The sequence below is a fragment of the Nocardia cyriacigeorgica genome, from assembly GCF_010858045.1.
GTDB classification, from domain to species: domain Bacteria; phylum Actinomycetota; class Actinomycetes; order Mycobacteriales; family Mycobacteriaceae; genus Nocardia; species Nocardia cyriacigeorgica_E.
The window spans coordinates 268,946-295,835 of record NZ_JAAGVC010000004.1 but is presented as its reverse complement, the minus strand read 5'-3'; the positions used below and the strand labels follow the sequence as shown (position 1 = coordinate 295,835).

Annotated in this window: 31 protein-coding genes and 2 pseudogenes; 24 read left to right on the top strand and 9 right to left on the bottom strand. The window is 68.0% G+C overall.

Annotation, left to right across the window (positions count from 1 at the left end):
• From GV790_RS06400 to GV790_RS06390, 3 genes and pseudogenes are all read left to right on the top strand, one after another.
• Positions 1-409: pseudogene (locus GV790_RS06400) on the top strand (hypothetical protein); the annotation flags it as partial.
• Positions 406-1,170: an ESX secretion-associated protein EspG gene (locus tag GV790_RS06395; RefSeq protein WP_163811492.1), complete on the top strand. Its 765-nt coding sequence runs from the start codon at positions 406-408 to the stop codon at positions 1,168-1,170. The pseudogene GV790_RS06400 and the gene GV790_RS06395, both read left to right, overlap by 4 nt.
• A 157-nt stretch (positions 1,171-1,327) precedes the next feature.
• Positions 1,328-1,975 carry a hypothetical protein gene (locus GV790_RS06390; protein ID WP_163811490.1) on the top strand — a complete coding sequence of 216 codons (648 nt, stop codon included), beginning with the start codon at positions 1,328-1,330 and terminating at the stop codon, positions 1,973-1,975.
• Between the two features lie 57 nt (positions 1,976-2,032).
• Here the strand turns inward: GV790_RS06390 and GV790_RS06385 are convergent, their stop codons facing one another.
• Positions 2,033-2,461: a DUF1579 domain-containing protein gene (locus GV790_RS06385; protein WP_163811488.1), complete on the bottom strand. Its 429-nt coding sequence runs from the start codon at positions 2,459-2,461 to the stop codon at positions 2,033-2,035.
• Positions 2,462-2,655: 194 nt separating this feature from the next.
• On the opposite strand from GV790_RS06385, the gene GV790_RS06380 reads away from it, so the two are divergent.
• The 7 genes and pseudogenes from GV790_RS06380 to GV790_RS06350 all read left to right on the top strand — a co-directional run bounded on the left by GV790_RS06380 (position 2,656) and on the right by GV790_RS06350 (position 7,786).
• Entirely contained in the window at positions 2,656-3,027 is a 372-nt protein-coding gene (locus tag GV790_RS06380; RefSeq protein ID WP_163811486.1) for a YciI family protein, read from the top strand.
• Complete coding sequence (locus GV790_RS06375; protein ID WP_163811484.1) at positions 3,024-4,256, top strand: RNA polymerase sigma factor; 1,233 nt, start codon at positions 3,024-3,026, stop codon at positions 4,254-4,256. Before GV790_RS06380 ends, GV790_RS06375 begins: the two co-directional genes overlap by 4 nt.
• A gap of 242 nt (positions 4,257-4,498) precedes the next feature.
• Positions 4,499-4,648, top strand: a pseudogene (locus tag GV790_RS06370) (DUF397 domain-containing protein); the annotation flags it as partial.
• A gap of 151 nt (positions 4,649-4,799) precedes the next feature.
• Complete coding sequence (locus GV790_RS06365; protein ID WP_163811482.1) at positions 4,800-5,339, top strand: hypothetical protein; 540 nt, start codon at positions 4,800-4,802, stop codon at positions 5,337-5,339.
• Positions 5,340-5,740: 401 nt separating this feature from the next.
• The gene (locus tag GV790_RS06360; RefSeq protein WP_163811479.1) at positions 5,741-6,361 is read left to right on the top strand and encodes a hypothetical protein; all 621 of its coding nucleotides are present in this window, start codon (positions 5,741-5,743) and stop codon (positions 6,359-6,361) included.
• 8 nt (positions 6,362-6,369) lie between these two features.
• Positions 6,370-7,089 carry an LppU/SCO3897 family protein gene (locus GV790_RS06355; RefSeq protein WP_163811477.1) on the top strand — a complete coding sequence of 240 codons (720 nt, stop codon included), beginning with the start codon at positions 6,370-6,372 and terminating at the stop codon, positions 7,087-7,089.
• A 307-nt stretch (positions 7,090-7,396) separates the two neighbouring features.
• Positions 7,397-7,786, top strand: coding sequence for a DUF6401 family natural product biosynthesis protein (locus GV790_RS06350; RefSeq protein WP_163811475.1), 390 nt, complete (start codon positions 7,397-7,399; stop codon positions 7,784-7,786).
• 70 nt (positions 7,787-7,856) lie between these two features.
• Here the strand turns inward: GV790_RS06350 and GV790_RS06345 are convergent, their stop codons facing one another.
• Positions 7,857-8,807: a mechanosensitive ion channel family protein gene (locus GV790_RS06345; protein ID WP_178127596.1), complete on the bottom strand. Its 951-nt coding sequence runs from the start codon at positions 8,805-8,807 to the stop codon at positions 7,857-7,859.
• 152 nt (positions 8,808-8,959) lie between these two features.
• The gene (locus tag GV790_RS06340; protein ID WP_163811470.1) at positions 8,960-10,351 is read right to left on the bottom strand and encodes a cystathionine beta-synthase; all 1,392 of its coding nucleotides are present in this window, start codon (positions 10,349-10,351) and stop codon (positions 8,960-8,962) included.
• Positions 10,352-10,473: 122 nt separating this feature from the next.
• Here GV790_RS06340 and GV790_RS06335 point away from each other — a divergent pair, with 122 nt between their 5' ends.
• The 3 genes from GV790_RS06335 to GV790_RS06325 all read left to right on the top strand — a co-directional run bounded on the left by GV790_RS06335 (position 10,474) and on the right by GV790_RS06325 (position 13,280).
• Positions 10,474-10,938 (top strand): hypothetical protein, encoded by a 465-nt coding sequence (locus GV790_RS06335; RefSeq protein ID WP_163811468.1) that lies wholly within the window; start codon positions 10,474-10,476, stop codon positions 10,936-10,938.
• A 195-nt stretch (positions 10,939-11,133) separates the two neighbouring features.
• Positions 11,134-11,976 (top strand): SGNH/GDSL hydrolase family protein, encoded by an 843-nt coding sequence (locus GV790_RS06330; protein ID WP_163811466.1) that lies wholly within the window; start codon positions 11,134-11,136, stop codon positions 11,974-11,976.
• An 83-nt stretch (positions 11,977-12,059) separates the two neighbouring features.
• Positions 12,060-13,280, top strand: a complete 1,221-nt coding sequence (locus GV790_RS06325; protein WP_163811464.1) for an acetyl-CoA C-acetyltransferase — start codon at positions 12,060-12,062, stop codon at positions 13,278-13,280.
• A 71-nt stretch (positions 13,281-13,351) separates the two neighbouring features.
• On the opposite strand, the gene GV790_RS06320 is transcribed toward GV790_RS06325, so the two are convergent.
• Together GV790_RS06320 and GV790_RS06315 are read right to left on the bottom strand one after the other, a co-directional pair.
• Positions 13,352-14,209: a Bax inhibitor-1/YccA family protein gene (locus GV790_RS06320; protein WP_104359988.1), complete on the bottom strand. Its 858-nt coding sequence runs from the start codon at positions 14,207-14,209 to the stop codon at positions 13,352-13,354.
• Positions 14,210-14,364: 155 nt separating this feature from the next.
• The gene (locus GV790_RS06315) at positions 14,365-15,516 is read right to left on the bottom strand and encodes a class I SAM-dependent methyltransferase (RefSeq protein WP_163811462.1); all 1,152 of its coding nucleotides are present in this window, start codon (positions 15,514-15,516) and stop codon (positions 14,365-14,367) included.
• A 123-nt stretch (positions 15,517-15,639) separates the two neighbouring features.
• Here GV790_RS06315 and GV790_RS06310 point away from each other — a divergent pair, with 123 nt between their 5' ends.
• A complete protein-coding gene (locus GV790_RS06310) occupies positions 15,640-16,242 on the top strand; it encodes an AMIN-like domain-containing (lipo)protein (RefSeq protein WP_163811460.1) in 603 nt (200 codons plus the stop codon).
• Here GV790_RS06310 and GV790_RS06305 read toward each other — a convergent pair.
• Positions 16,239-17,165 (bottom strand): DMT family transporter, encoded by a 927-nt coding sequence (locus GV790_RS06305; protein WP_163811458.1) that lies wholly within the window; start codon positions 17,163-17,165, stop codon positions 16,239-16,241. The two genes, GV790_RS06310 and GV790_RS06305, sit on opposite strands and share 4 nt — an antisense overlap.
• Here GV790_RS06305 and GV790_RS06300 point away from each other — a divergent pair.
• From GV790_RS06300 to GV790_RS06285, 4 genes are all read left to right on the top strand, one after another.
• A complete protein-coding gene (locus GV790_RS06300; protein ID WP_163811456.1) occupies positions 17,164-18,573 on the top strand; it encodes an aminotransferase-like domain-containing protein in 1,410 nt (469 codons plus the stop codon). The two genes, GV790_RS06305 and GV790_RS06300, sit on opposite strands and share 2 nt — an antisense overlap.
• A gap of 149 nt (positions 18,574-18,722) precedes the next feature.
• Positions 18,723-19,238 (top strand): hypothetical protein, encoded by a 516-nt coding sequence (locus GV790_RS06295; RefSeq protein ID WP_163811454.1) that lies wholly within the window; start codon positions 18,723-18,725, stop codon positions 19,236-19,238.
• A gap of 573 nt (positions 19,239-19,811) precedes the next feature.
• Positions 19,812-20,150 carry a hypothetical protein gene (locus GV790_RS06290; protein WP_163811452.1) on the top strand — a complete coding sequence of 113 codons (339 nt, stop codon included), beginning with the start codon at positions 19,812-19,814 and terminating at the stop codon, positions 20,148-20,150.
• Positions 20,151-20,231: 81 nt separating this feature from the next.
• Positions 20,232-20,840, top strand: coding sequence for a DUF305 domain-containing protein (locus GV790_RS06285; protein ID WP_163811450.1), 609 nt, complete (start codon positions 20,232-20,234; stop codon positions 20,838-20,840).
• 88 nt (positions 20,841-20,928) lie between these two features.
• On the opposite strand, the gene GV790_RS06280 is transcribed toward GV790_RS06285, so the two are convergent.
• Together GV790_RS06280 and GV790_RS06275 are read right to left on the bottom strand one after the other, a co-directional pair.
• Positions 20,929-21,372 carry a hypothetical protein gene (locus GV790_RS06280; RefSeq protein WP_163811448.1) on the bottom strand — a complete coding sequence of 148 codons (444 nt, stop codon included), beginning with the start codon at positions 21,370-21,372 and terminating at the stop codon, positions 20,929-20,931.
• Positions 21,373-21,559: 187 nt separating this feature from the next.
• Positions 21,560-22,177: a TIGR03086 family metal-binding protein gene (locus GV790_RS06275; RefSeq protein WP_163811446.1), complete on the bottom strand. Its 618-nt coding sequence runs from the start codon at positions 22,175-22,177 to the stop codon at positions 21,560-21,562.
• A gap of 51 nt (positions 22,178-22,228) precedes the next feature.
• Here GV790_RS06275 and GV790_RS06270 point away from each other — a divergent pair, with 51 nt between their 5' ends.
• The 4 genes from GV790_RS06270 to GV790_RS06260 all read left to right on the top strand — a co-directional run bounded on the left by GV790_RS06270 (position 22,229) and on the right by GV790_RS06260 (position 24,540).
• Positions 22,229-22,666: a MarR family winged helix-turn-helix transcriptional regulator gene (locus GV790_RS06270; RefSeq protein ID WP_163811444.1), complete on the top strand. Its 438-nt coding sequence runs from the start codon at positions 22,229-22,231 to the stop codon at positions 22,664-22,666.
• A gap of 186 nt (positions 22,667-22,852) precedes the next feature.
• Positions 22,853-23,008 carry a hypothetical protein gene (locus GV790_RS30510; protein WP_085996257.1) on the top strand — a complete coding sequence of 52 codons (156 nt, stop codon included), beginning with the start codon at positions 22,853-22,855 and terminating at the stop codon, positions 23,006-23,008.
• 34 nt (positions 23,009-23,042) lie between these two features.
• Positions 23,043-23,246: a hypothetical protein gene (locus GV790_RS06265; RefSeq protein ID WP_163811442.1), complete on the top strand. Its 204-nt coding sequence runs from the start codon at positions 23,043-23,045 to the stop codon at positions 23,244-23,246.
• An 85-nt stretch (positions 23,247-23,331) separates the two neighbouring features.
• Positions 23,332-24,540 carry a DUF418 domain-containing protein gene (locus GV790_RS06260; RefSeq protein WP_163811441.1) on the top strand — a complete coding sequence of 403 codons (1,209 nt, stop codon included), beginning with the start codon at positions 23,332-23,334 and terminating at the stop codon, positions 24,538-24,540.
• Here GV790_RS06260 and GV790_RS06255 read toward each other — a convergent pair.
• The gene (locus GV790_RS06255; RefSeq protein ID WP_138450856.1) at positions 24,509-24,700 is read right to left on the bottom strand and encodes a hypothetical protein; all 192 of its coding nucleotides are present in this window, start codon (positions 24,698-24,700) and stop codon (positions 24,509-24,511) included. The two genes, GV790_RS06260 and GV790_RS06255, sit on opposite strands and share 32 nt — an antisense overlap.
• 129 nt (positions 24,701-24,829) lie before the next feature.
• On the opposite strand from GV790_RS06255, the gene GV790_RS06250 reads away from it, so the two are divergent.
• Positions 24,830-26,050 (top strand): acyl-CoA dehydrogenase family protein, encoded by a 1,221-nt coding sequence (locus GV790_RS06250; RefSeq protein ID WP_163811439.1) that lies wholly within the window; start codon positions 24,830-24,832, stop codon positions 26,048-26,050.
• A gap of 3 nt (positions 26,051-26,053) precedes the next feature.
• On the top strand, positions 26,054-26,881 hold the full coding sequence (locus GV790_RS06245) for an SDR family NAD(P)-dependent oxidoreductase (RefSeq protein WP_163811437.1): 828 nt from the start codon (positions 26,054-26,056) through the stop codon (positions 26,879-26,881).
• The last annotated feature ends 9 nt before the right edge of the window (positions 26,882-26,890 follow it).

Sequence of the window (26,890 nt, the reverse complement as noted above, 5' to 3'; positions counted from 1 at the left end):
GCCGCTGATACTCCTCCCGGGGCGTGCGGGCGGCGCGGGGTCCGGGGGCGGCTCCGGTTCCGGTGGCTCGGGTTCCGGCAGCGAGAAGCCCGGCGCCGGGCGCAGCATTCCGGGTGGGCCGGGCGGATCGGGTGCTGCGGCAGGTCCGGCGGCCGCGGCCAATGCTGCCAGGTCGGCGGCCGCTGGTCGCGGCTTGATGGGTATGCCGATGGGCGGCATGGGTGCCGGTGCGGGCCGGGGCGGCAACTCCGATGAGGACGAGCACAAGACGCCGGAGTACCTGATCACCGCCGAGAACACCGACGAACTGCTCGGCGAAGTCCCCAAGACCGTTCCCGGCGGCGTGATCGGCGGCGATATCCCGGCGGCCGAGCCCACCGCACCGCAGGAGGGGGAGGATCGGCGGTGAGCGAATGGCGATGGGACCCCGATGATTTCGCGGCCCTGTGGTACAGCGACGCGCACGACCGCTTCCCACGCCCGCTGCGGTATGTCAGCCGCTTCCGTTTCCTCGGTGAAGTCGCGGCACACCGCGAGAAGGTGCGCACGGGCTACGACGGCGACGAACTCGAACGCATCCAGCTCGCCTTCCACACGCTCGCCGAATCCGATTTCCGTATCGAAATCCTCGGCGGCACAACGAAAACCAAACGCGGCCGGGAGGGCGAGTATCGCGTTGTCGGGGCAAGTACCACCTATCAGGCGGTCACCTTGTCACAAACGGCGATCGACGGAGTCGACGGCCCCATCACCTGCCGCCTGTTCCGCCCCGAACAACTGCCGAATCGCCTGACCGCGGCTTTGCCCGCCTGCGCGCCGGGCACCCGCCCCGCGGCCACCTTCCATCTCGCGGATCTCGAACAGCGCAGCGAGCAGCGCAGTTTCGCGCACCGCACGCCCCGGGAGGAGTATCAGCGGCTGGCGCTGCGACCCGCCGACGGCGGCGGCAATGCCGGACTTCTCGTCGGCCCACTGCACGCCCGCCCGGACCCCTGGTACGCCTTCCAGTGGTTCGACCTCACCGGCGACGGCCGCTACCTGGAACAGCGCAACCGCGAACAGTTGAACGTCCGCCCGGCCGCCCCGCAGATGTTCACCGAGATGTTCACCAACTGGATCGTGCGCGCCCGTAAGCGGCTACGTGAGGATGCCCAGGAACCGGTCTGGTAGCCGGCCGCCCGGCTTCGGTTACCATAGCTACCCCGCATGACCTGCATGGGAACCCTCCGGCCCTGGGTATTTCGGTTGAGCGAACCACCTGCGCCTGGGCTAATCTTCGCTCGTTCAGCAGACGGTGCGCCGGAACGGTCCTTTCCCTGGAACGTTCGTGTGGCTGTCGTCGATGATTGACAGGAAGACTTCAGTGAAGCGCACACTTGCAGTAGGGCTGGCGTTCGTCGCGGTAGCGGCGGTGGGCTGCAGCTCGGAGGAGTCGACGACCGCGGCTTCGACGTCCGTGTCGGCTCCGGCCGCCGCCGAGGGCGGCGATGCGCAGCAGATCCGCGACCTCATCGCGCAGCAGGAGCCCGCGATGGCGACCTTCGATTTCGACCGGATGGCCGAACTCACCTGCACCAAGTACCGCGACCAGGTCAAGAACCTGCCGGACACCATGTTCCCGCCGCTCAGCTCGGCGGGAACGGCCGAGGAGTTCGCCGCCAAGCCTGCCGATCAGCTCGCCGCCGCTCTGAAGGCGGAATACCCGGCGGCCTCCGATGAGAGCATCAATAACCTGGTCGACGCGTTCATCCGCTACGACGAACCGGCCTACAAGGCCGCGAATCTGGCCATCATGCGCGAAACCACCACGGTCACTGTCGACAAAGTCGACAACATCAAGGTAACCGGGGATACCGCCACCGCCGACATCACCTCCACGTGGAAGAACGAAGGCGCGGAGTCGGAGACCAAGACCGAAACCAACGCTTACGCCAAAGAAGACGGTAAGTGGCTGGATTGCCAGCAGCCCTCGTAACGGGCATCCACAATCCGGCCGTGCCCGAGCCGGCGGTGACCGACTCGGGCAGCAGGATCACATCCGGGTCATGGTCGAGGCGTATCCCCCGCCGCCCGGGTAGACCCATTCGCCGGTGACCGTGGTGCCTTCGGCATCGAAGGTGCCACGGTAGTAGGCGGGGCTGCCTTTGGCGCCGCCCCAGATGGTGAGGGTGTCACCGTCGAGTTCGTAGACGTAGTCGAAGGTGTTGCCGACCGAGTCGTAGTACCGGGAGACCACGTCGGGGCCGGTGGGTTCGCCGAACGGGTGCAGGTTGCCGATCACCTCCAAACCGGTGACGGGTTCGCCGTACTGGGTGAGGTCGACGTGCTGGAGCAGGAAGAACCGGCCGGGCATCCATTCGTAGCGCACGGTTCCTTCGGCGCCGCCGCTGACTTTCCAGGTGCCGACGAGGCGGTCAAGGGCCTGGAGCTCGGGGGTGGGCTGCTGCTGGGTGTCGTTCATTGTCGTACTCCTTCTGTGTGGGTCGTTCGCTGGTACCTCGGTGCAGGCAGACCGTCCTCGACATCACCTGACTGTGATCTGGATCACAGGGCGACCGTGTCGAGGTTCGGGCCGCGGCTCCGAGGTGGCAACGGACCCAGATCGCGGTCGCGGACCGGCTACCGTGACGAGAACCCACCACATCGGAGGACCCCGTGAAATATCTGCTGCTCGGCTACACCCCGGCCGCCGCATGGGACGCCGCGACCGCCGACACCGCCTCGGAGGAGGCCCTGGCCGCGTTCGCCACCTACCAGCAGCTGGAGAAGGAGCTGTTCGCCTCCGGCGAGCTGGTCAGTACGGAGGGCCTCGGCCACCCGGCGGTCAGCACCACGGTTCGCAAGACCGCCGATGGCGTGGTCGCCACCGACGGGCCGTTCGCGGAGTTGAAGGAGGTGCTGGCCAGCTTCGCCGTGATCGACGTGGCCGGACATGAACGGGCCGTGGAGATCACCGCCCGCATCGTCGAAGCGCTCGGTGAGCCGATCGAGATCCGCCCGATCATGGGCGAGGACTTCACCGCGTGAACCCGGAGCTCGAGGACCTGCTGCGCGCCGAAGCGCCGCAGGTCCTCGGCGCGCTGGTCCGCCGGTTCGGCCGCTTCGATATCGCCGAGGACGCCGTGCAGGAAGCGTTGCTGGCCGCAGCCGGAAAGTGGCCGGTCGAGGGCATTCCGGACGAACCGCGCAGTTGGCTCATCCGCGTCGCCTACCGGCGCATGGTGGATCTGCTGCGCTCCGATCAGGCCCGCAGGCGCCGGGAACTGGAAGCCGGCGCCGCCGAACTGGCCATGGCCGAGCCCACCCGGGCCACGCAGACCGGCGGAGTGGACGACAGCCTCACCTTGCTCCTGCTGTGCTGCCATCCCGCACTCGCGCATACCTCGCAGGTGGCGCTCACCTTGCGCGCGGTCGGCGGCCTGACTACGGCCGAGATCGCGCACGCCTACGGCACGACCGAGGCCACCATGGGCACCCGGATCAGCCGCGCCAAACAACAACTCGCGAAGGCCGGCGCCCGCTTCACGCTCCCCACCGGCGAGGACCGCGACAGTCGAATGACCGCGGTTCTCCAGGTGCTGTATCTCATCTTCAACGAGGGCTACACCGCCACCGCCGGAGCCGACCTCACCCGCGTGGACCTCACCGCCGAGGCCATCAGACTCACCAGAATGCTGCACGCCACCGTCCCCGCCGACGCGGAGGTGACGGGCCTGCTCGCACTGATGCTGCTCACCGAATCCCGCCGCGCGGCCCGCACCGAGGCCGGCGAACTGATACCCCTCGATCAGCAGGATCCCGCACAGTGGAATCGCGAAATGATCGCGGAGGGAACAGCTCTCATCGACAGCGTGTGGAACCGAGCCCCGGCCGGCACTTACCAGATCCAGGCCGCGATCGCCGCGGTGCACGCCGCGGCCGAACCGGGCCGCACCGACTGGGCCCAGATCGCGATGCTGTACCTGTGGCTCGAACGCCTCACCCCGACGCCGCCGGTCCAGCTCGCCCGCGTGGTGGCCGTCGCCCATGCGCACGGACCGGCCAGGGGCCTGGCCTTGCTCGACGACCTCAACCAGCGCCACCACCTCGACAGCAACCCGCTCACCCGGCAGCGTGAACACGCCGTCCGAGCCCACCTCTTACAGCAGGTCGGCGAGAACGCCGCCGCCACCGAATACTTCCGCCGCGCCGCCGAACTCACCGATAACCAGGTCGAAAAGCGCTACCTACACAGCAAGGCCGATCACCTCGACTGACTACCACCCCGGCGACCTCCGATCGACTCAACTCACTGCCGTGGCCACACCATCTGCCGCGATTCGAGCCGGTCGGGCCGGACGACGCCTCCGGATCGAGCGGTCGGCAGTATGCCCGAGGCCCTCGGCGCAACTGGCCGCCGCCAGACCGGGCGCTGGGAAGGATGCCGTCTCACAGCAGGTAGAGACGTTCGGTCGGCAGCCGGGCAGGCCGCGCGGGTCGGTGGGCAGTCGGCGTCCGCGACTCCAAGAACCCCACCGGCCCCGCCCTCGTCTTCACCCCACCGACTGGGACCACTTCACCACGGCCATCCAGCACAAGAGGTTCCCCCCTCTCGCGTAGATCGAGTTGCGGCTTCGCACAGGATTCGGGCACGTCGCACAAGGTGTGAGCTATCGAAATCGCCATAACCTGTGCGAAGTTCGCGCACACCGGTAGGGGCGGCAGGTCGAGGGCTCCGCGATTTTCCACGGGCGGCAAGGTGTGGATCGTCGGCATACCATCGGCCGGTCAGTGCGCGGTAGCTATGGAGAGCAGGTGGAATGGTTCCCGAGTGGTGCGAATTCTTCACGGCCGATGAGTACGCGAAGTTCGCCGAGTATGTCGATTCGGCGCTCGGCAGTTTCGGCGCCGAAGGGCAGGACGTCGACAACGGCTGGGTCAGCGTGGCCTCGGGCGAACCGGATCCGGAGCTGTACGAACTCGACCTCACCGAACTGGCCGGAGAGTGCCGAGCGAACCCGATCGAGGACTGGCCGGTTCTGTGCTTCAGTGCGGTCGACCGATTCGTCGTGTGCGCGCCGCAGCGGGAATGGCTCACCCAAGCCACTTTCGCCGAAGTCGAAGATCTGCTGGAACCGTGGCTCGCCGACGCGCCGGAGCTGACCTTCGAAGCCCCACCGGATCATCCGGACCAGCCCTTCTCGACCCGACTCGACGATGGCCGGTATCTGCACTTCGTCGCCACCGTCCCAGAGTTGGGCGACATCCCGGAGATCCCGGCCTTCGTCCCGAACTCCGCCATCGGCTCCTGGAACGTGCCCGTCGACGATCTGGTGCGCTGGGCCGCGACGCGCGCCTGAGCCGGACCGACCGGCGAGCGGCAGCTCGGCTGCCGCCATTCCCCTACGGCGGCAACAACGCTCGCCGCTCCATCGCCGCTGCCGGGGCCGATGCGGTCGGGGCAGGCCGGGGCAACAGCCTTGGTCCCGCACTGTGACTCCACCCCACCTGCCGCCCAGCTGTGAGATACATTACTTGTTGATCAACCGTCCAATTCTGCGCTTTTCTCGATCACCGCAGGTAGCGCACAAACCGGCATCGCGGCACCGCCGGCCCGCATTAATTTGAATGATTGATTTTCACAAAATCCCTGGTAGTGCGGTCTTTCCAAACCTGGGACTAAAGGTTGTGTGCGCCGTAAACTCCGACGCCGTCCGGCAATACGCCGGTCTCGCGTGAGTTTGAGTAAGGGATTCCAGGAATGAAGTTCGGCCGTTTCGCCGTCACCACCGTCCTCGCCGTCGCCGCTCTCGGTATCTCCGCGGGCACCGTGCACGCAGAACCAGCGAAGGCCTCCGAGGAACTAAGGGCGGAGGGGGCCGAACACGGGATCGAGTACACGACCACCACCGACCGCTCCGGCCGCACCATCACCACCAAGGTCGAAGACGGCACGTTCGAGCTGGTCGAGGGCGTGGAGGACAAGGCCGACCGGGCTGTTCTGAAGTCGGACAGCGGCGAAGTGGTCGCCGAGATCCCGCTCGCCTACGAGATCGCCGGCGCGCGGATGAGCGTGGCGCACGAGATCGCCGACCACGGCCGTGAACTCACCCTCACCACCAAGCCGTCGGCCAAGGAAATCGGCGAGATGCGCGAGATCAGCTCGATGTCGCGGCTGGTGGCCGAACTGGAGAAGAACGTCGTCGGCGTCGTCGCCGGTGCGGTGATCGGCGGCCTCATCGGCGCCGTCATCGGCATGGGCTTCTTCACCCTGCTCACCGGCCCGATCGGTGCGGTCGTCGGCGCGCTCGCCGGCGGCGCCATCATGGGCGGCCAGCCGTTCGTCGATGCCATCATGGCCGTCCTCAGCGGCCAGCCGTGACCGAGCCGATGACCGAGCCGATCCCCGCCCAGCAGGGCACACCGGCCGAGCAGGGCACGCCGGCGCCGAACCGTACTCGGCGCCGCCTGACCAACAGCGCACTCATCGTCGCGATCGGCGCCTTCGTGACGGCGGGCATCTTGATCGTCGGTGTCTCGGTGCTGGCGTCGTCGTTCGAATCCACGGTGGCCGAGGCGAAGCAAGAGGTCAGCGCCACCGCGACGACGACGGCATCGCCCACCCCGAAGGCCCCGCTGAAACAACCCGGCCTGGCGCCGGTACCGCCGCCGACCACGACGACCCCGCAGACCTCGGCCTCCCCCGTCGCGGACAACAAGACCGCCAAGGAAGCCGTGGCAGTCCAGGTGAACGTCGGCGACTGCGTCGTGCTCGACCCGGACCCGAAGAAGGTCGGCAAAACCGCCTGCGGCAGCGCCGATTCCACCTACAAGGTCGTCGACAAGGGCACCGAGGCCAGCACCTGCCCCTCCGACGCGGACCGTTCCCACTCCGTCGACAAGACCACGCTCTGCCTCGACATCGACTGGACCGTCGGATCCTGCATGACGTTGAAGCCCTCCCCCACCCGCATCCCCTGCACCTCCCCCGACGGCGTGAAAGTGGTTGCGGTCCAACAGAACACCACCAACGTCGACACCTGCCCCGACGCCGACCGCGGCTTCGTCTACTCCGAACGCAAGTTCGTCATCTGCTTCGCGGATCTGTAGCGGCACCGATCACCAGCAGCGCCGAGCCAGCCCCGGCCGGCATGACCCCGGGCCACTGATGGCGACCGCGAATCCGGCGCCGACCTGCCCGGCGGGTAGCGGCCGGGCCGGACGGCGGCGCCCGATCGGGGAAACCGGTCAGGTGGGTACCGGCTCATCCATCGGCTCGCGGAGCCCGCGATCGGCGGACGCGACCAGCCCTGGCCGGCCTGCTGGTGATCGGCACTGTCGCGCTGCCCTCGCGCGGAGACGACGCCACTATGAACGCCACAGTCCCCCTGCCTGCGCTGATTGTTAGCATGACGAGGTGTTTTTGCTCGGCCCCGTATTGCTCGAACAGTCGGCGCGTCGCAGTATCAAACGCCTGCACACGATGTACGGGGCCCCGGCGCTCGCGGCAGCGGCACAGCTGCCCGCGCTCTCGGCGGCGCTCGATCAGCATGCGGCCGCGGTACGCGACATCCTCCAGTTCGGCGTAAACCCGCACCACGGAACCTCGCCCGTGGTGCTGCTGACCGCCTATGCGCGCGGACTCCTCGACGAGGTGCGTGCGAGCGCACCCGTGCCGCTCGGCCACGAGGACACCGTGCCGGGCCCGCCCGTCGTCCCGGTCGACCATGCCGACTGGTCGGAGGCGGACTGGATGGTGCTGCGGCTGGCGGCGGTGTGCGTGTGCGCCGCCCCGCACCTGGCCTGACCCTCACCGGCATAACAGAAGAATCCCCCACCGATTCGGGATCGGTGGGGGACTCGTGCGCGATGGCTCGCTACCGCATGTGGCGGCCCTCGCCGTAATCGCCGTACCCGCCGCGCGGCTCCTGCGGCCACTGCCGGCCCGGGTCGGTGGCCTGCTCCCACTGCTGACGACCCGGCTGGTTACCCCACTCCGCCTGGCCCTGGGTTCCGGGCTGGTTGGTCCACTCCTGGGAGCCGCCGCCCGCGGGCTGGTTCGCCCACTGCGGCTGCTGCGCCGCCTCGGCCGGACGGCCCGCGCCCTGCTGCTGCCGGGCCGCGTCTTCCCGGCCACGCTGGTAGGCCTCGGCGCGCCCCTTGGCCGCGGGGATCTCGTCCTCCAGGTTGCTCAACCAGCCTTCCCAGCGCTGCTGCATGGGCCGCACCAGACCGCCGCCGACACCGACGACCATGATGCCGCCGATCGTGGCGAGCACCGTGATCAGGATGGGCGTGGTCACCGAGGTCGCCACCCCGATCTGGTTCAGCGCGGCGATGATGCCGACGCCCCAGATGAAGATCGCGGCCAGCCGCCCGAGCATGGAGCCGAAGCTGAGGCCAGACAGCACATTGGTGACGATGTCGCGCACCGCCCGCGCGATGGCCGCGGCGACGACAACGATCAGGATCGCGACGGCCGCCTTGGGCAGCCAGGCGACGATGCCGTTGAGCATGTCACTGACCGGGTTCGGCCCGAACACGCCGAAGCCGAGTTGAAGCGCGATCAGCAGAATCGCGTAGTACGCGAGCTTCGCCAGCAGATCGGACGCGTCGTATTTACTGCGCGCCAGCATCTGATTGATACCCCCGCGCTCGACGAGCCGATCGAAGCCCACCCGCTCGAGCACCTTGTTCACGATGGTCGCGACAGTCTTCGCGATCAGCCAACCGATCAGCAGGATGATCAGGAAGCCGACGAGCTTGGGCACGAACGTCGCGACCGAGCTCCAGGCATCGGATAGGCCCTGCTGAAAGTCGATGGCCAAACTTGTAGTTTGCACAACCTTTCCCTTCGCTCGCCGATGCGCCGTGGCGGCTGCCGCGGCCCGTCCATCGCGGAATTACCCAACGAGAAATCGACGAACCGCCAATTTGCCAAAAATTTGCGCTCGAGCGGCGAACGAAGGGTTAGGCAGCGTTACTTTCCGATGGCGCCGGTGCTCAGGAAGCCGAGCAGATCGTGGCGGGTGATCACGCCGACCGGTTTGCCATCCTCCACCACCATCAGCGCATCCGAATCCGACAGCGCTTTGGTGGCCGCCGAAATCGGCTCACCGGAACCGATCAGCGGGAACGACGGCGACATGTGCTGAGCCACCGAATCGGTGAGATGCGCTCGACCCTCGAAGACGGCCGAGAGCAGATCGCGTTCGGAGACGCTGCCCGCCACCTCACCCGCCATGACGGGCGGTTCTGCACCGACGACGGGCATCTGGGAGACGCCGTACTCGCGCAGGATCTCGATGGCGTCGCGCAGGGTTTCCGACGGATGGGTGTGCACCAGGTCGGGCAGTGCGCCGGACTTGCCGCGCAGCACGTCGCCGACGAGCGGTTCGGCCGTGGTGCCGTCGAGGCGGGTGCGCAGGAAGCCGTAGGAGCTCATCCACTCGTCGTTGAAGATCTTGGACATGTAGCCGCGGCCGCCGTCGGGCAGTAGCACCACGACCAGCGCGTCGGGATCGCGGCGCGCCACCTCGATGGCGGCGACCACGGCCATACCGCAGGAACCACCCACCAGCAGGCCTTCCTCGCGGGCGAGGCGGCGGGTCATATCGAAGGAGTCGGCGTCGGAGACGGCGATGATCTCGTCCGGCACGCTCGGGTCGTAGGCCGAGGGCCAGAAATCCTCGCCGACGCCTTCCACCAGATACGGCCGGCCGGTGCCGCCGGAGTACACCGAGCCTTCCGGATCGGCGCCGATGATCTGCACCTTCCCGCCGGAGACCTCCTTGAGGTAGCGGCCGGTGCCGGTGATGGTGCCGCCGGTGCCGACACCGGCGACGAAGTGGGTGACCTTGCCTTCGGTGTCGCGCCAGATCTCCGGACCGGTGGTCTCGTAGTGGCTGTCGGGGCCGCCGGGGTTGGAGTACTGGTCCGGCTTCCACGCACCGTCGATCTCGCGGACCAGTCGGTCGGAGACGCTGTAGTAGCTGTCCGGGTGGTCCGGCGGGACGGCGGTCGGGCAGACCACCACCTCGGCGCCGTAGGCACGCAGCACGTTGCGCTTGTCCTCGCTGACCTTGTCGGGGCAGACGAACACGCACTTGTAGCCGCGCTGCTGCGCGACCAGCGCCAGACCCACACCGGTGTTACCCGAGGTCGGCTCGACAATCGTGCCACCGGGGCGTAGCTGCCCGGATGCTTCGGCGGCGTCGATCATCTTCACCGCGATCCGGTCCTTGGAGCTGCCGCCCGGGTTCAAGTATTCGATCTTGGCGGCCACCACGCCGGCGTTCGGCCCGACGACCGAGTTCAGCCGGACCAGCGGGGTGTTGCCGATGAGGTCCACGACATGATCCGCGATGCGCATGACTCCATCGTTGCAGAACCGTTGCCGGTAGGTGCGGGCCGGTAGCGCACACCACACCGGCCACACCGGGCCGCGGCGCGCTCTCCTGCGGAAAGTGCCTCCGCCGCCTAATATCTGCGGCCATGAGGCTGCCGAACACTGCCCGGGTCGCCGCGGTGCTGGCCGGATCGACGGTCGCGCTGGTCGTCGCCTCCGGTGCGCCCGCTGCCGCGACCACCACCGTCGCGTTCCCGGATGTCCCCACCATGGCCTATGGCGGATTGTGCTGGACCAGCATCCACACCTGGGCCGATACCAGCCCCGACTGGCCGGGCCGCGCCGTCGTCAACGTGCGCGCCGCGCCGGTCGCGGGCATCGGCCCCGGCCAGTACCCGCTGGCGCCGCTGTGCGAGGTGCGCACCACCGTGGCCTGGCGCAACACCACCACCGGCGCCACCGGCACCTATGAGAACAACGTCGTGACGGGCATCTACGGCAGCATCCAGTACTCGCTGTTCCAGGACACCGGGCCCGGGCAGATCGAGGTCACCGTGAGCACCAACCACGCCAGCATTCCGGCGCGCGGCTCATTCCACGTCCCGGGCTGATCTGATTCGGGGCGGCGCGCTGGCCGAGGCCGCGCCGCCCCACTCCCCGCCTCGCCCCACATCGCCGTGTCCGGCGGCATGCAACGCTGCTCCCAGCCGCCGGCCGACCGGCCCAGATGCGAGCTGCGGACACGGCGAGAGCACGTAAAATCCGAGGTCGTGGGCGAACCTCGAATCCGATGGCGGAGCGCGGCGATGACCGGCGCCGCGACCGTGCTCGCCGGGTCGAGCGCGGGCACCGCGTCATGGGCGGCGTACCGGTATCTCATGGCGCAGGCGGGCGTGGCGCGCGGCGTGATCGGGCGCGACACCTCCAAACCGCCGGAAGCCGACGGCATCTACCTGCCCGGCTGCGCGACGCCCGAGCCGTGGCGGCTGGACCGGCACGCCGATCTGCACCTGATGATCTTCGGCGACTCCACCGCGGCCGGCGTCGGCTGCACCGACGCGACCGAAGTGCCCGGCGTGCGGCTGGCCCGCGGCCTGGCCGAGGCCACCGGCCGCAGCATCCGGCTCAGCACCAAAGCCATCTCCGGCGCCACCTCCAAGGGCCTGTCCGGCCAGGTGGACGCCATGTTCGTGGCCGGGCCACCGCCGGACGCCGCCGTCATCCTGATCGGCGGCAACGACATCACCAAAAAGCATTCGGTGGCCCGCTCGGCGGGGCGGTTGAAGCGGGCCGTGGCGCGGCTGAGCGAGGCGGGCAGCGTCGTGGTGGTCGGCACCTGCCCGGATCTGGGCACCGTGGCCGCCATCCCGCAACCGCTGCGCAGCGTGGTGCACACCTGGAGTCACCGGCTGGCCAGAGCCCAGACCGCCGTCACATTGACCGCGGGCGGCCATCCGGTCTCGATGGGCGATTTGCTCAGCAAGGATTTTCACGCCGCCCCGGAACAGATGTTCTCCGCCGATGGCTTCCATCCCTCGGCCGCCGGCTACGCCCTCGCGGCCGAGCATTTGCTGCCGGTTCTGCTCAGTGCTCTCAGTGAGCGGGATCTGGTCACACCGGGTGTTTCCCCCTCGACCAGCGCGACGTAGATTCGAGGTGATCCATACCCCGCGAGTGCCGCACGCACCTGGTCGGTGACCACCGTGCGCACTCCGAGACATAAGGAGTCCTCATGCCCGAGGCCGTCATCGTTTCGTACGCCCGCTCCCCCATCGGCCGCGCAGGCAAGGGTTCTCTGGTGAGCATGCGGCCGGACGACCTCGCCACCCAGATGGTCCGCGCCGCCCTCGACAAGGTCCCCGCCCTCGACCCCACCCAGATCGACGATCTGATGCTCGGCTGCGGCCAGCCCGGCGGCGAAGCCGGCTTCAACATGGCCAAGGTGGTGGCCACCCAGCTCGGCTACGACTTCCTGCCCGGTGTGACCCTCAACCGGTACTGTTCGTCGTCGCTACAGACCACCCGCATGGCGCTGCACGCCATCAAGGCCGGTGAAGGCGATGTGTTCATCTCCGCCGGTGTGGAGACCGTCTCGCGCTTCCCGAAGGGCACCTCCGACGGCTGGCCCGACACCCACAACGAGAAGTTCGCCGAGGCCGAGGCGCGCACCGTCAAGCGCGCCGAAGGCGGCTCCGACGGCTGGACCGATCCGCGCGAGAGCGGCGAGCTGCCCGACGTCTACATCGCGATGGGCCAGACCGCCGAGAACGTCGCTCAGTTCACCGGTATCTCGCGGGAGGACCAGGACCACTGGGGCGTGCGCTCGCAGAACCGGGCCGAGGAAGCCATCAAGGCCGGCTTCTTCGAGCGGGAGATCACCCCGGTCACCCTGCCCGACGGCACCGTCGTCACCACCGACGACGGCCCGCGCGCCGGCACCACCTACGAGAAGATCTCGCAGCTCAAGCCGGTGTTCCGCCCGGACGGCACCGTCACCGCCGGTAACGCCTGCCCGCTCAACGACGGCGCCGCCGCCCTGGTGATCATGAGCGACACCAAGGCCAAGGAGCTGGGCCTGACCCCGCTGGCCCGCATCGTCTCCACCGGCGTGTCCGGCCTGTCGCCGGAGATCATGGGCCTCGGCCCGATCGAGGCCGTCCGCAAGGCGCTGAAGATCGCCGGCAAGACCATCGACGACATCGACCTCTACGAGATCAACGAGGCCTTCGCGGTGCAGGTGCTCGGCTCGGCCCGCGAGCTGAACATGGACCTGGACCGGCTCAACGTCTCCGGTGGCGCCATCGCCCTCGGCCACCCGTTCGGCATGACCGGCGCCCGCATCACCGCGACCCTGATCAACAACCTCCAGACCCACGACAAGCAGTTCGGCCTGGAGACCATGTGCGTCGGTGGCGGCCAGGGCATGGCCATGATCATCGAGCGCCTCAGCTAGTAGCGCCAGCAACAGCAGAATGGCTCCCTACCCGAGCGGGTAGGGAGCCATTCTTGTGCGGCCGGAGCCTACTAATCGTTCTGGAAGTAGCTCAGCAGGCGCAGGATCTCGACGTAGAGCCAGACCAGGGTGACGGTCAGGCCGAGGGCGACGCCCCATGCGGCCTTCTCCGGCGCCTGAGCGCGGATCAGCTGGTCGGCGGCGTCGAAGTCGAGCAGGAAGCTGAACGCGGCGATCGCGATGCAGACCAGGCTGAAGATGATGGCGATCGGGCCGCCATCACGCAGGCCGAAGCCGCCGTCGGTGAAGAAGCTCGCGATCAGGTTGCCCACGATCAGCACCAGCACACCGATCATCGCGCCGACGATCATGCGGGTGAAGCGCGGGGTGACCCGGATGGCGCCGGTCTTGTAGACGACCAGCATGCCCGCGAACACACCGAAGGTGCCGAGCACCGCCTGCCCGATCAGCGCCGAACCGCCGGCACCGCCGAAGGAGATGTCGGTGAACATCAGCGACAGCGCACCGAGGAACAGACCCTCGGCGACGGCGTAACCGAGCACGATGGCCGGGTTGTCCATCTTGCGGCCGAAGCTGGCGACCAGCACCAGCACCAGGCCCACCAGGCCGCCACCGATGACGAACAGCGGCGCAAGGCCGTTGTTGGCGCTGCTGAGGATGTAGGAGATCAGGGCCGAGACCGCCAGCACACCCAGCGTGATGCCCGTCTTGGTGACCACGTCGTCGATGGTCATCGACCGGGTGGCGGGGGCCTGCTGGTAGGGCTGGTACTGCGGGGGCTGGCCGTACTGGTTACCGAACTGCTGGCCCAGCTGACCCGCACCGGCCACGCCCGAACCGAAGTTGGCGTAGCCGCCACCTTCCTGTTTCGGCAAGTTCTTGAATACCGGATTGCTTGTGGCGCGCACCGCTTATCCCTTTCTGGAGTCGTGGCCCACGTCGATGCGTGGCCGCCGGAATCGAGCTACGCCCGATTTCCAACTTGTTCTGTCCAACGTTCGTCGCCGGCGTCGAGTTCCCGGACGGCGACTCGGCGTTGCGGCAAAGACCGACAAATCGGACTCTACCGTTCTTGGGCATCGTGCAGGCCACACACCGACCTGGTGACGGTGAATTTGCGGTTGCGCCCGATGACGTCGGTGCGCCCGACCATCCGCTCCACCACACCCCGGTAATTGAGATGGGAGTTGTAGACGGTCCAGAGTTCCCCACCGGGCCGCAGCACCCGCCCGGTCTGGCTGAACATCTTGATCGCCGACCCGGTGTGCACCGCGGCGCCGACGTGGAACGGCGGATTACACAGCACCAGGTCGGCGCTGTTGTCCGGGGCGCTGGACATCGCGTCGTCGCGCACCACCGTCACCCGGTCGGCGACGTCGTTGGCGGCAACCGTGGCCATGGCGGAGGCCACCGCGGCGGCGGACTGATCGGTGCCGATCACCTCCAGCCGGGGCCTGGCCTTGGCGAGCGCCACGGCCAGGATGCCGGTGCCACAGCCGAGGTCGATGGCGGTGCGTGCGTCGGGCTTCATCGTCTTCATGTGCTCGAGCAGGAAACGGGTGCCGATATCGAGGCGAGCGCCGGAGAAAGCGGCACCGTGCGCGACGACATCGATATCGAGTTCACCGAGATGCTCGCGCACCGGAAATGGCGGCTCGCCCAGCTGTTTCGGGCCACTGACCAGCAGCATGCGCGATTTCTGGCGGCCGCGGCTGGCCCGCACCTCGGTGAAGGATTCGCCGAGGACCTCGTTCATCGTGGTGGTGAGGTATTTGTCGCGACCGCCGGCGAACACCTTGACGTCGGGTTCGGCGAATCGGGCGATGGTGTCGGCGATCTCGCTGAGCCCCGCCAGGACGCGCGGCAAGCGCAGCAGGACCACGCGCACGCCTTTGAGCAGTTCGGCGTCGAGGGCGTGCGCGGTGTAGCGGTCGGCGAGGCCGAGGGCGCGGGCGTTGGCGGCGAGGGCGAGTTCGCCGGTGAGCAGATCCTGGTGCACGCGTAAACCGCGCAGGTCGTGTGTGGCGGCGGCGCCGAGGGTGAGGGCGCCGTAGCTGTCGCCGATAATGGCAACTTCCCCGCTATCCGCGGCGGCCAAGGCCTCGGCCGCGACATCGAGAATCAACCGATCAGCGGCATCGACGGCATACAGGTTCGGCGCCTCCACATCCGGATACCGGCGCAGCCGCCCCAGCAGATCCTCCACATTCAGCACCCGTCAAGTGTGCTAGATCGTTGCCCGGCAAGCACATCTGCCCCGATTCGGGCCGGTTTCGACAGGCGAACACCCCGGCCGAATACCCCGTGCGAGCGGGCAATGATGGGTAACATTTGCCACATGCGTAACAAGCTGGTGGTCGGCCTGGTTGCCCTCGGTGTCGTCGGATTCGCGGCGGCCTGCGGCGACGACGAACCGACCCCCGCCACCGTCGTCGACTCCCCTGGCACCTCGGCCGCGGAGCGCACCACCACCGTGGCTCCCCAGGAAGCCCCCGACGCCCCGGCCGACGCCGCACCCAAGCGTGCCCAGGCCTCCGGCGACGCCGCGCTCACCGTCACCGACATCAGCGTCGGCCACCACGAGGGGTTCGACCGGGTCGTCTACGAGCTCGGCGGCACCGGCACGCCCGGCTGGGACGTCGAATACGTCGACCAGGCGGTGCAGGACGGCAGCGGCACCGCCATCGATGTCGCGGGGCAATCCGTCCTGGAAGTGCGGATCACCGGCTCGGTCTACCCGTTCGACAGCGGCGTCGAGCCCTACTCGGGGCCGGACCCGGTGATCGAGCCGTCCGCGCCCGCCGTTGCCGGGGTGTATCGCACGATCGTCTTCGAGGGCGTCACCCAGTCGTTCATCGGCGTCAACGGCGAGCGGCCCGCGTTCTCGGTGAGCACACTGAGCAACCCGACCAGGCTGGTCATCGATATCGCCACGTCCTAGCCGGCCCGTCCGAGCCGTGTCCGTACGGCCAGTGCGGCGCAGCCGATGACGGCGAGCCCGCCGAGCACCGTCGGCAAGGTGAGTTGTTCACCGAGCAGCAACGCGGCCCAGCCGATCGTCAGCACCGGCTGTACCAGCTGAATCTGGCTGACCTGCGACATCGGGCCGATCGCGAGCCCGCGGTACCAGGCGAAGAAACCCAGGTACATGCTCACCACCGCGAGGTAGGCGAAAGCGGACCATTCGGTCACCGTGCCGCTCGGTGGATCGTGTGCGATCGAAAGTGCGGTCAACAGGATCATCAGCGGCGCGGCCAGCACGAGAGCCCACGAGACCGTCTGCCATGCGCCGAGTTCCCTGGCCAGCAGCCCGCCTTCGGCATAGCCGATCGCGGCGGCCGCGACCGCGCCGAAGAGCAGCAGATCCGACCAGTGCGGTACCCCGAATCCGCCGCCTTGCAGGGCGGCGAAGACGAGGGCGGCGACAGCGCCGAGCGCCGCCGCGTACCAGAAGGCCCGCGGCGGTCGTTCGTGACCGCGTAAGACCGCCGTGACCGCGGTCGCGGCGGGCAGCACGGCGATCACCACCGCACTGTGGCCCGCGGGCGCGGTGGTGAGCGCGTAAGAGGTCAGCAGCGGGAAGCCGATCACGACGCCGCCTGCCACGACCGCGATCCGAATCCACCGGCGTCCGCGGGGCAAGGGCTGCTCGGTGACGACCAATGCGATGGCGGCGAGGAGTGCGGCGATGACGGCCCGGCCCGCTCCCACGAACAGCGGCGATAGCCCGCCGTCGTCGACGGCCACTCGCGTGAGGGGGACGGTGAAGGAGAAGGCGGCTACGCCGAGAAGCCCCCAGCGGATGCCGGACCCACTCGGTAGCGGTGGGCGCGAATCAACAATAGCGCTACTCTGAACTCTCATGTTCAACGATAGCAGCTCCCGCATTGTCGCCGACCTCCGCGCGTGGATCGCCACCGCGACACCGGGCGCGAAGCTCCCGTCGACGCGGGCGCTGGTGGCGCAGTACGGCGCGAGTCCGGTGACGGTGCAGAAGGCGCTGCGAACCCTGACGGCGCAGGGCATGATCGAAACACGTCCGGGTATAGGCACTTTCGTCCAGGGTGTGCGGGTGGCCCGCCCGCATGACTACGGCTGGCAGACGGCTGCGCTCGGCTCGCCGATCGCTCGTGCACCACAGCTCGCCGCCGCGTTGCGCACCGCACCCAGTGACGCGATCGCCTTGCATTCGGGTTATCCGGACCGGGAACTGCTACCCGATCGGCTGGTCCGGGCCGCGTTCTCCCGTGCGGCGCGCAGCACGGCGACGATGTCGCGGCCGCCCGTCGCCGGGTTCGCGGAACTCCAGGCGTGGTTCGCTGCCGAACTCGGGGCGGCCGTACCGGTCGGCGTCACACCGCCCGCGCTCAATGACGCCATCATCACCCCGGGCAGCCAGAGCGGCCTCGGAAGCGCCTTCCGCGCGCTGGCCGGCGCGCGCGGGCCACTGCTGATCGAATCGCCCACGTATTGGGGAGCCATGCTCGCCGCGGGTCAGGCCGGCATCCCGGTCGTGCCGGTGCCCAGCGGCAGCGACGGCCCCGACCCCGAGGAACTGGACCGCGCCTTCCGGCGCACCGGAGCCCGCGCTTTCTACGCTCAGCCCAACTTCGCCAACCCCACCGGTGCGCGCTGGTCGCCGGAGGTCGCAGAGCGGGTGCTCGAGATCGTGCGCGGGCACGGGGCGTTCCTGATCGAAGACGATTGGGCGCACGATTTCGGCATCACCGCCGATTCGGTGCCCGTCGCCGCGCGTGACGACGCCGGGCATGTGGTCTATCTGCGTTCACTCACCAAAAGCGTGTCCCCGGCGGTGCGGGTCGCCGCGATCATTGCGCGCGGACCAGCGCGTGAACGCATCCTCGCCGATACTCAGGCGGAATCGATGTATGTGAGCGGGTTGTTGCAGTCGGTCGCGCTCGACGTCGTCACGCAACCGGCATGGCGGCGCCATCTGCGGACGGTGCGCCAGCAGCTCGCAGTTCGCCGCGACCTGCTCGTGGAAGCATTGCGCGAACACGCGCCCGGCGCGCATGTGACGGCCGTTCCCGAGGGCGGATTGAACCTGTGGGTGCGGCTGCCCGATGCCACCGACCTGGCCCGGCTGGTACGCGACTGCGAGACGGAGGGCGTCACCGTGGCGGCCGGCGACGAATGGTTCCCCGCCGAGCCGACCGGACCGTATCTGCGGCTCAACTACTCCGGCCCGAATCCCGGCGCCTTCCCGGACGGGGCACGGGTGATCGGACGGGCGCTGGCGCGACAGGGCTAGCCGGGGTATCGGTTCGCCAACGTTCGCGCCACGCTTGGCCATCGGCGGTAACGACCCAGTACGGTCAGGAAGACTTACGGTCAGATGCCGGCAATGTCTGTCTCCGCGAAGACACGGGGCGGCCGGCATCCGCGAGGGGAGAAAGACCGATGCGACGCTACGAGCGCATGAGCCTTGCCGCCGCCGCGGTGGCGCTGGCGGGCGGACTCGTTCTGGTGAGCGCCTGTTCGAACAGCGTCTCCGGCACTGCCCAGGTCAACCAGGCCGATCTGGCCACCTACACCTCGATGGCGGCAGCGTCGTCGTCGGCGGCCGCCACATCCGCGGCGACCACCGCCTGCGATGCGTTCAGCGACGCCAACGGCAACGCCGTGCGCAAGTTCAACGCCTACATCGATGCCAGCAATAACGATGCGCCCGACACCGCGGCCAAGGCCGCCGACGCCGAGACGGCGCTGCGCGACGGCGCGAACGACGTCGACCGCAAGCTGGTCAAGAACGTCCCCTCCGGCGTCGCCCAGGCGTTGCGGGACTGGCGCGACGACAGCAAGAAGCTGGCCGACATGCTGAAGACGAACGCGCCGACCGACCTCATGAACGACCACATCGACACCTTCAACACCACCAAGAACGCCGCGGTCGACGCCTGCGACGACTACGAGTAAGTACCTCGCCGGGGTATAGTCCGCGCCCCCACTAGACTGGGGCCCGTGACCGACCAGCATCCGACTTCGCGCCTGCCGGGGCTCGCCCGGCTGTTCGCACTGGTCGCGCTGCTGGGTGGGATCGTCGGCATGCACGTCGGAGTGTTCGATTTCGGGCATGCGTGGGCCGATCACGGTGCGTCGGCCGGGGCCGCGGATCATCCGCACGAGAGCCGCGCCGCGCACGCCTCCACGCCGGCGACGGATGCGGCTGCACCCGCGCTCGGCACCGCCCCACCCGCCACCGTGACCGCCACTGCGCCGCAGGGCTTCCCGGCAGCCGGGTTCGAAAATCCCGCGCACAGTGCACAATCGGCTGCCGCGTCTGCCGGTGATGTGCACGCGGATCGGTCCGGCAACGGGTCGCTCACGCATGCTCATCGGTCCCGAAGCGACCCGCTCACGCGTCCAGTTCGGTCCGGCGGTGATGTACGCGAACCGGCCGATCACCCTCGAAGCTCGGTACTCGCGCAGCCTGATCGGTCCGAAAGCAATCCGCTCACGGGTGCAGCTCGGTCCGACAGCGATGTACGCATGCTCGCCGATCACCCTCGAGGCCCCCTCGTCGCGCAGCCCGATCAGCCCGAAAGTGACCTGTTCACGGGCACATTCGCGGTCCCGCTGCTATCCGCCGACGGCATCGGCGGGCACGAGCAGGATTGCGGTGACTGCGGGGTGCACGGTGGGATGCACGGCTGCGTGTTCATCCTCTCGATGCTCGGTCTGGCGATCGGGCTTGTGCTGTTGTTCCGGTTGGCGTTTCAGCCCGTGGACGGCTCCGGAATCCTCCGCGGCCACCGTCCCGCTCGGCGCGAACGTCCACCGCCGTGGACCGTGCCGACGCTCGCGGAATTGTCGATTCTGCGGATCTGATGGGCCGTCGCGCCCTGGTCACCAGGCCGGGGGCGCGACTCGGCCTGCCCGCATTCCCTCGCATTCCCCAGGAGCACAGACATGTTCATCACCCGTACCCGTTTCCTGATCGCCGCCGTCGCCGCGACCGCCCTCACCGTCGCCGGATGCAGCGACGATTCGACCACCGCCACCGAGACCACGACCAGCGCGGCGGCCAGCACCAGCGCGAGCACGCGCACCGACTTCAACGCCGCCGATGTCACGTTCTTGCAGATGATGTACCCGCATCACGCGCAGGCCGTCGACATGGCGAAGATGGTGCCGAGCCGCACCCAGAACCCGCAGCTGCTGGCGTTGGCCGCCGCGGTCGAGGCGGCGCAGGCACCGGAGATGCAGCAGATCACCACGCTGCTCGAGAGCTTCGGCAAGCCCGCGCCGAACGCCGGTGAGCACGGCGGTCACGGTGGGCACGATATGCCGGGCATGATGACACCCGAGCAGATGACGGCGCTGGAGAACGCCACCGGAGCCGAGTTCGACCGGCAGTGGATGCAGATGATGATCGAGCACCACATCGGCGCCATCGACATGGCGAACACGGTGCTGGCCGAGGGCGTCAACCCCGACACCAAGGCTCTGGCCACGAGCATCGTCGCCGCCCAGCAGGCCGAGATCGATCAGATGCGGCAGATGCTCGGCCAGAACTGAGGCCGGTCGCCGAGGGTCGGTGGCGGGCCGAGTACCGCCCGCCACCGGCCATCGGCGAGGGCACTGACCGAACGCCGCCGATCCAGCCCTAGGGCGTCTGGAAGGCGCCGAAACCAGGGACGATATTGCCGCTGGTGGCGAAGACGGTGGCGGTGACCAGGCCGGTGCCGGTGGTGACGACCACCGGCTTCGGCTTGCCCGTCGAGCTGGTCGTGGTGGGCAGTTCGATGGTGCCGTTCGCGCCGGTGTTCCAGTTGCGCCAGTTCACCTGCACGGTCGGTGAGAACGGGATGAGCGAGAAAATGGGATCGTCGACCGAGAGGGCCGTTTCGCCGGGCGCCCCGGTCGGCGTCGCCGCCACATGCACCACGCCGACCGAGGGCGACAGATCGTAGGAGTAGTTGAACACCACCGGCACCGGGAAGACGGTGGTCGGCTGCGCCACCGCGGGGCCGGAACCGCCGATCACGAAACCGAGGGCCAGCGCGATCGCGGCCAGGGCACCGGCGACGGATCGGATCACGATGTTCACCACTGTCCTCCTATTCGCGCGGGAATCGGCCATTCGTCCCGAGTATTGCCCCCTGAACGCAATAATGTGCTCGTTTTTGATCACCGGTTCGTCTCGATGACGAGCGAGTGCGGCCCGATCATGCTGAATCTCGACGGCACCGGCGGGCAGGCACACGCGAAGCCCACCCGCGACGAGCACAGTGCGGTCACGGTGCCGGTGCGGCCACATCGACCTCCGGCCACGCCGGTGACCTGCCCAGCAAGCGCAACATCCGATCCAGGCGCGACTCCTGCGCCACGGTCGGCATGGCCGGACCGAACGCCGCGCCGGGTTCGAGGCGACTCGAGCCGGTGGGCACTTTTTCGGCGATCCGCAGCGCGACCGCCGCCAGCTCCGGATTGATCTCGATGTGCTCCCCGATCGCGCGGGCGACGTCCCATGCGTGGACCACCGAGTCCACGAGGTGGAAGTTGATCGCGGTACTGCCGGGGATGGCGGTCTCGGTGGTGACGTCGGGCAGGGACCAGTGGCGGTCGAGCGCGTCGTCGGCGGCGAAAGCGGTGACGACCTCATCGCAGGAGGTCAGGCAGTCGGCGATCGGATCCTCGGCGAATTCCCCGGTCCACCAGTCGTATTCGCTGCCGTGGCCGGCGGCCGCGGCGGCGAATCCGCGGTTCTGCACGGCGATGTGATGCAGCAGGTCGCGGAGATCCCATTCCGCACAGGGCGTCGAGTCGGCGAGCCGATGCGGCGCGACTCGTGCGACGGCATCACGACACAGTCGGACGGACTCTCGATGTTGTTCGCGAATATCAGTAGGCATGCACATATCGTAGGTGCCCGCTTATCATTTGCCCAGAGGTATCTTTTTCCCATGCCGGACCGACCCGACCTAGCAGCGATGATCGTGCCGCTCGGCCGCACCTTGATGGCCATCGAACGCCCGATCCTGGAATCACACGGCCTCACCATGTGGGCCTACGGCGTATTGCTCGGCCTCGAGGAATCTCCGGTTCGCACCCAATCGGCCCTCGCCCAGGCCATCGGCGCCGACAAGACCCGCATCATCCCCACCCTCGACGATCTCCAGGAACGCGGCCTGATCACCCGCGTCCCGGACCCGGCCGATCGCCGCGCTCGCCTGCTATCGCTCACCCCCGCCGGACGGGAACTTCGCGACCGCACGCAGGCCGCCATCCAGCAGCAGGAAGCCGAACTCCTGTCCTCCCTCTCGGCCGATGATCGCCGCGGTTTTCTTCGTGCCCTGCAACAGCTCTCCGAACGTCGGTCCGGGAGCACGAGCGGTCCGTAACCCCGCTTTGCCAGTTCGCATCGAAAAGCACCCCGGCACGTGACCGGATCGCAATCCGGCACGGTCTGCGAACCCTCACGGCTTTCCGTCCCTTGCGAATACGGCATTTCGGGCGTCTACTTAGTACGACGGCAGGTCCACCAACCGGCCTGCACCGTCATCGCTACACCTGATCGGATCCACCTCATGATCATTATCGGAGCCGTACTCCTCATTGCCGGACTGATTTTCGACGTTTCCGCGATCACCATGCTCGGCGTCGTCATCCTGATCATCGGCGCGGTGCTGTTGCTACTCGGCAGCGTCGGCCGACCCGTCGCGGGCAGGCGCCACTACTACTGATTCACGCCCGACACACCAGTCAGAGGAGGGCGGAATGCGACGCCTAGTGACGATCGTGGCAGTCGTATGGCTGCTCATCGGCGCCATCGCGGCCGTACAACGCGGCTATTTCACCGACCGGGAACAGAATTGCGCGAGCGTCGGGACCGTCGCGGTGACCGTTATCGCCGGCCCGTTGAACTATGCCGGCGTCAACCCCAAGGTCAACGATTGCAAGCTCCCGCAACCGAGCCCGTGAGTCATTCTCCCGGCTGATCCGCGCGCGATGTAGATCATCCGGGCGGCCGATGTGGGCACGTCCCGTGGCCACCTAGCGTTGCGGCATGACCCACACGGCGCAGCTGGCGCGGCGCATCGGCGAAGTGGATATGCTGCGCGGCTTCGCGCTGTTCGGAATTCTGGTCACCAATGCGGCAGTGCTGACCATGCTGCTGTCGTTCGCCGGCCCGAATTCCGACCCCGTTCCGATGTACGACGGCACATGGGACCGGCTCGCCTACGGAATCATCTACGGGTTTTTCCTCGGCAAGTTCTATGTGCTGTTCGCGTTCCTGTTCGGGTATTCGTTCACGCTGCAGATCGCGGCCGCCGACCGCGCCGGCGCCGCACCCGTCCCGCGACTGCTGCGCCGGTGCGCGGCGCTGCTGCTGATCGGCCTGGCGCATGTGAGCCTGCTGTGGATCGGCGACATCCTCACCCTCTACGCCGTGCTGTGCGCGATTCTGGTGCTGCTGCGCAGGATTCGGCCGCGCACCGCCGTGATCACCGGCGTGCTGCTGTACGGCATGTTCGCCGCGCTCGCATTTCTGCCCGGCAGCGGCGGCGGAGTCGGCAAGCTCGGCGAGTTCTTCGACCTGGAAGGGATTCGGAACGGATTCCTCGGTGGTCCCGGCGACGTCTTCACCACCCAGCTGGAGACCGGCCCGATATTCCTGATCTTCACCTTCCTCGGGCAGGGCTGCACCAGCATGGGCATGTTCCTGATCGGCATGGCCGCCGGCAAGGTGCGCTTGTTCGAGGATGCCGAGCGGTTACGGCGATGGACGCCGCGGGCGCTGCTGATCGGCGGCGTCGTCGGGCTGCCCGTCTCGATCGCGACGGTGGTCCTGCACACGCTGCACGCCGAGGTACCGAACTACCTGTTCGGTCTCCAGGAATTGCTCAATCCCGTGCTGACCGTGCTGTACATCGCGGCGATCGTCTGGTTGGCGCACTCGAGCCGCGCGACGTGGGTGCGCCGATTGGCACCGGCCGGGCGCATGGCGGCGAGCAATTACATCGGCCAATCGGTGGTGATGGCGGTGATCTTCACCGGGTACGGGTTCGCGCTCGGCGATCGCGTCCCGCCGTTCGCTGTGCTCGCCATCGCCGTCGTCACCTACCTGGTTCAGCTGTGGGTGAGCGAGCGATGGTTGCGCGGGCATTCCTACGGCCCGGTGGAATGGGTGCTGCGCGCCGCGACCTACCGGCAGTGGCCGGCCTGGCGCAGGCACGAGAGCCTCAGTACCGCGGATGCTGCCACGCGCGCTTAGCGCCGACCGACGTCGAGGCCGCGAGCGCCACCCATGCGGCGGTGGTGACAGCCACCAGCACCGCGGATCGATCGTTGATGATCTGCAGGAAGATCGACGCCGCGAGGATCCCCAGCGCGAGGACGGACAGCACGATGCCGACGCGAGTTATCGGTGCCATACAGACCATTGTCCAACTTCCGTTCACCCGGCTGCACCCGTTGGTGGTAAACCGCACACCCGGCGGGCTGAATTAGAACGTGTTCTATATTTGGGGGACTGTTCCGACGATTCCTCGGGAGTTCACGCGATGTACCAGTGGTCTGACGAAGACCTGATGTTCCGCGACGCGGTGCGCGGCTTCATCGACAAGGAGCTCAAACCCCACGTCGACCAGCTGGAAAGCGGTGCGATGCCGCCCTACGACATCATCCGCAAGCTGTATGCCACCTTCGGCCTCGACGAGATGGCGCGGGAGGGACTGGCGAAATCGCTGGCCCGCGAGGAGGCGGGCACCACGGGTAAGCCCGGCGGCGGGTTCAGCGGCGCGGGCAGCATGGGCGTCATCCTCAACAGCGAACTGGCCGGGGTCAGCCTCGGACTGGTGGCCTCGATGGGGGTGAGCCTCGGCCTCGCCGTCGGCACCATCCGCAGCCGCGGCACCCTCGCCCAGAAGAAGCGCTGGCTGCCGGAACTGGTCACCATGGAGAAGGTGGGCGCCTGGGCGATCACCGAACCCGATTCGGGCTCGGATGCCTTCGGCGGCATGAAGTCCTACGTGCGCCGCGACGGCGAGGACTACATCCTCAACGGGCAGAAGACCTTCATCACCAACGGCCCCTACGCCGACGTCACCGTGGTCTACGCCAAGCTCGACGAACAGGACGGCACCGATCGGCGCGACCGCAAGGTGCTGACGTTCGTGCTCGACAAGGGCATGCCAGGCTTCACCCAGAGCCCGCCGTTCAAAAAGATGGGCATGAACTCCTCCCCCACCGGCGAGCTGTTCTTCGACAACGTGCGCATCACCCCCGACCGCCTGCTCGGCGAGACCGAGAACCCGGCCAAGGGCGACGGCAAGGACAGCGCCAAGGAATCCTTCGCCGCCGAACGCATCGGCATCGCCTCCCTCGCCCTCGGCATCATCAACGAATGCCACCGGCTCTGTGTGGAATACGCCAAGTCCCGCAAGCTCTGGGGCCGGGAAATCGCCCAATTCCAGCTCATCCAGCTCAAACTCGCGGAAATGGAGATCGCCCGCATCAACGTGCAGAACATGGTCTTCAACGCCATCGAACGCACCGCCGCCGGCGAAAAGGTCTCCCTCGCAGAAGCCTCCGCCATGAAGCTCTACTCCTCCCGCGCCGCCACCGAGGTCGCGATGGAAGCCGTGCAGCTCTTCGGCGGCAACGGCTACATGGCCGAATACAAGGTCGAGCAGCTCGCCCGCGACGCGAAGTCGCTGATGATCTACGCGGGCAGCAACGAGATCCAGGTGACGCATATCGCCAAAGGGCTGGTGGGCGGGTAACGCATGCAGATCACCGGACGTACGTTCGTGGTGACCGGAGCCGGGAACGGAATCGGGCGCTGCGTGACCATGGAGCTGGTCGGCCGCGGTGCGGTGGTGATCGGCGCCGACCTCGACGAGCGGGCGCTGGCCGAAACCGCCGCACTGATCGCGGATCCGGCGCGCTTCACCGCCCACCGGCTCGACATCTCCGACCATGCGGCGGTGACGGCGTTCACCGATACCGTGATCGCCACCCACGGCCCGGTGGACGGACTGTTCAATATCGCGGGAATCGCCCAAGAACTCCAGACCGTGACCGATCTCAGCGACTCGCGGATCGAAACCCTGATGCGGGTGAACTTCTTCGGCGCGGTGTGGCTGACCCGCGCCTTCCTCCCGCACCTGCGACAACGTCCCGAAGCGGTCATCATGAACACCTCGAGCCTCTCGGCGATCGTGCCGGTACCCGGCTCCGCGGTGTACGGCGCGTCCAAAGCCGCACTCGCGCTGTTCAGCTACGGCTTGGCGCAGGATCTGCGGGGTCGCACGAATATCACCGTGACCACGGTACTGCCCGGATCGGTCTGGACCGACCTCGTGCGCAAGGTGGCACAGGAGCTGGGTGCGCCCGAGAAGCTGGCGAAGGGTTTCTCGGCGAAACCGGAACGGGTGGCCCGTCGGATGGTCGAGGCGACGGCGAAGGGCAGCGGGCGCGTCGTCATCGGGAAGGACGCCCGCGTTTACGACATCGTCCGTCGGGTGAGCACGCGATTGGCCGACCGGCTGTCCTACCTACAGGTCGGTCACGGCGTCTACACCGAACGCACCGAGCTCACCCGATCCTCCTGAACCGGCTCC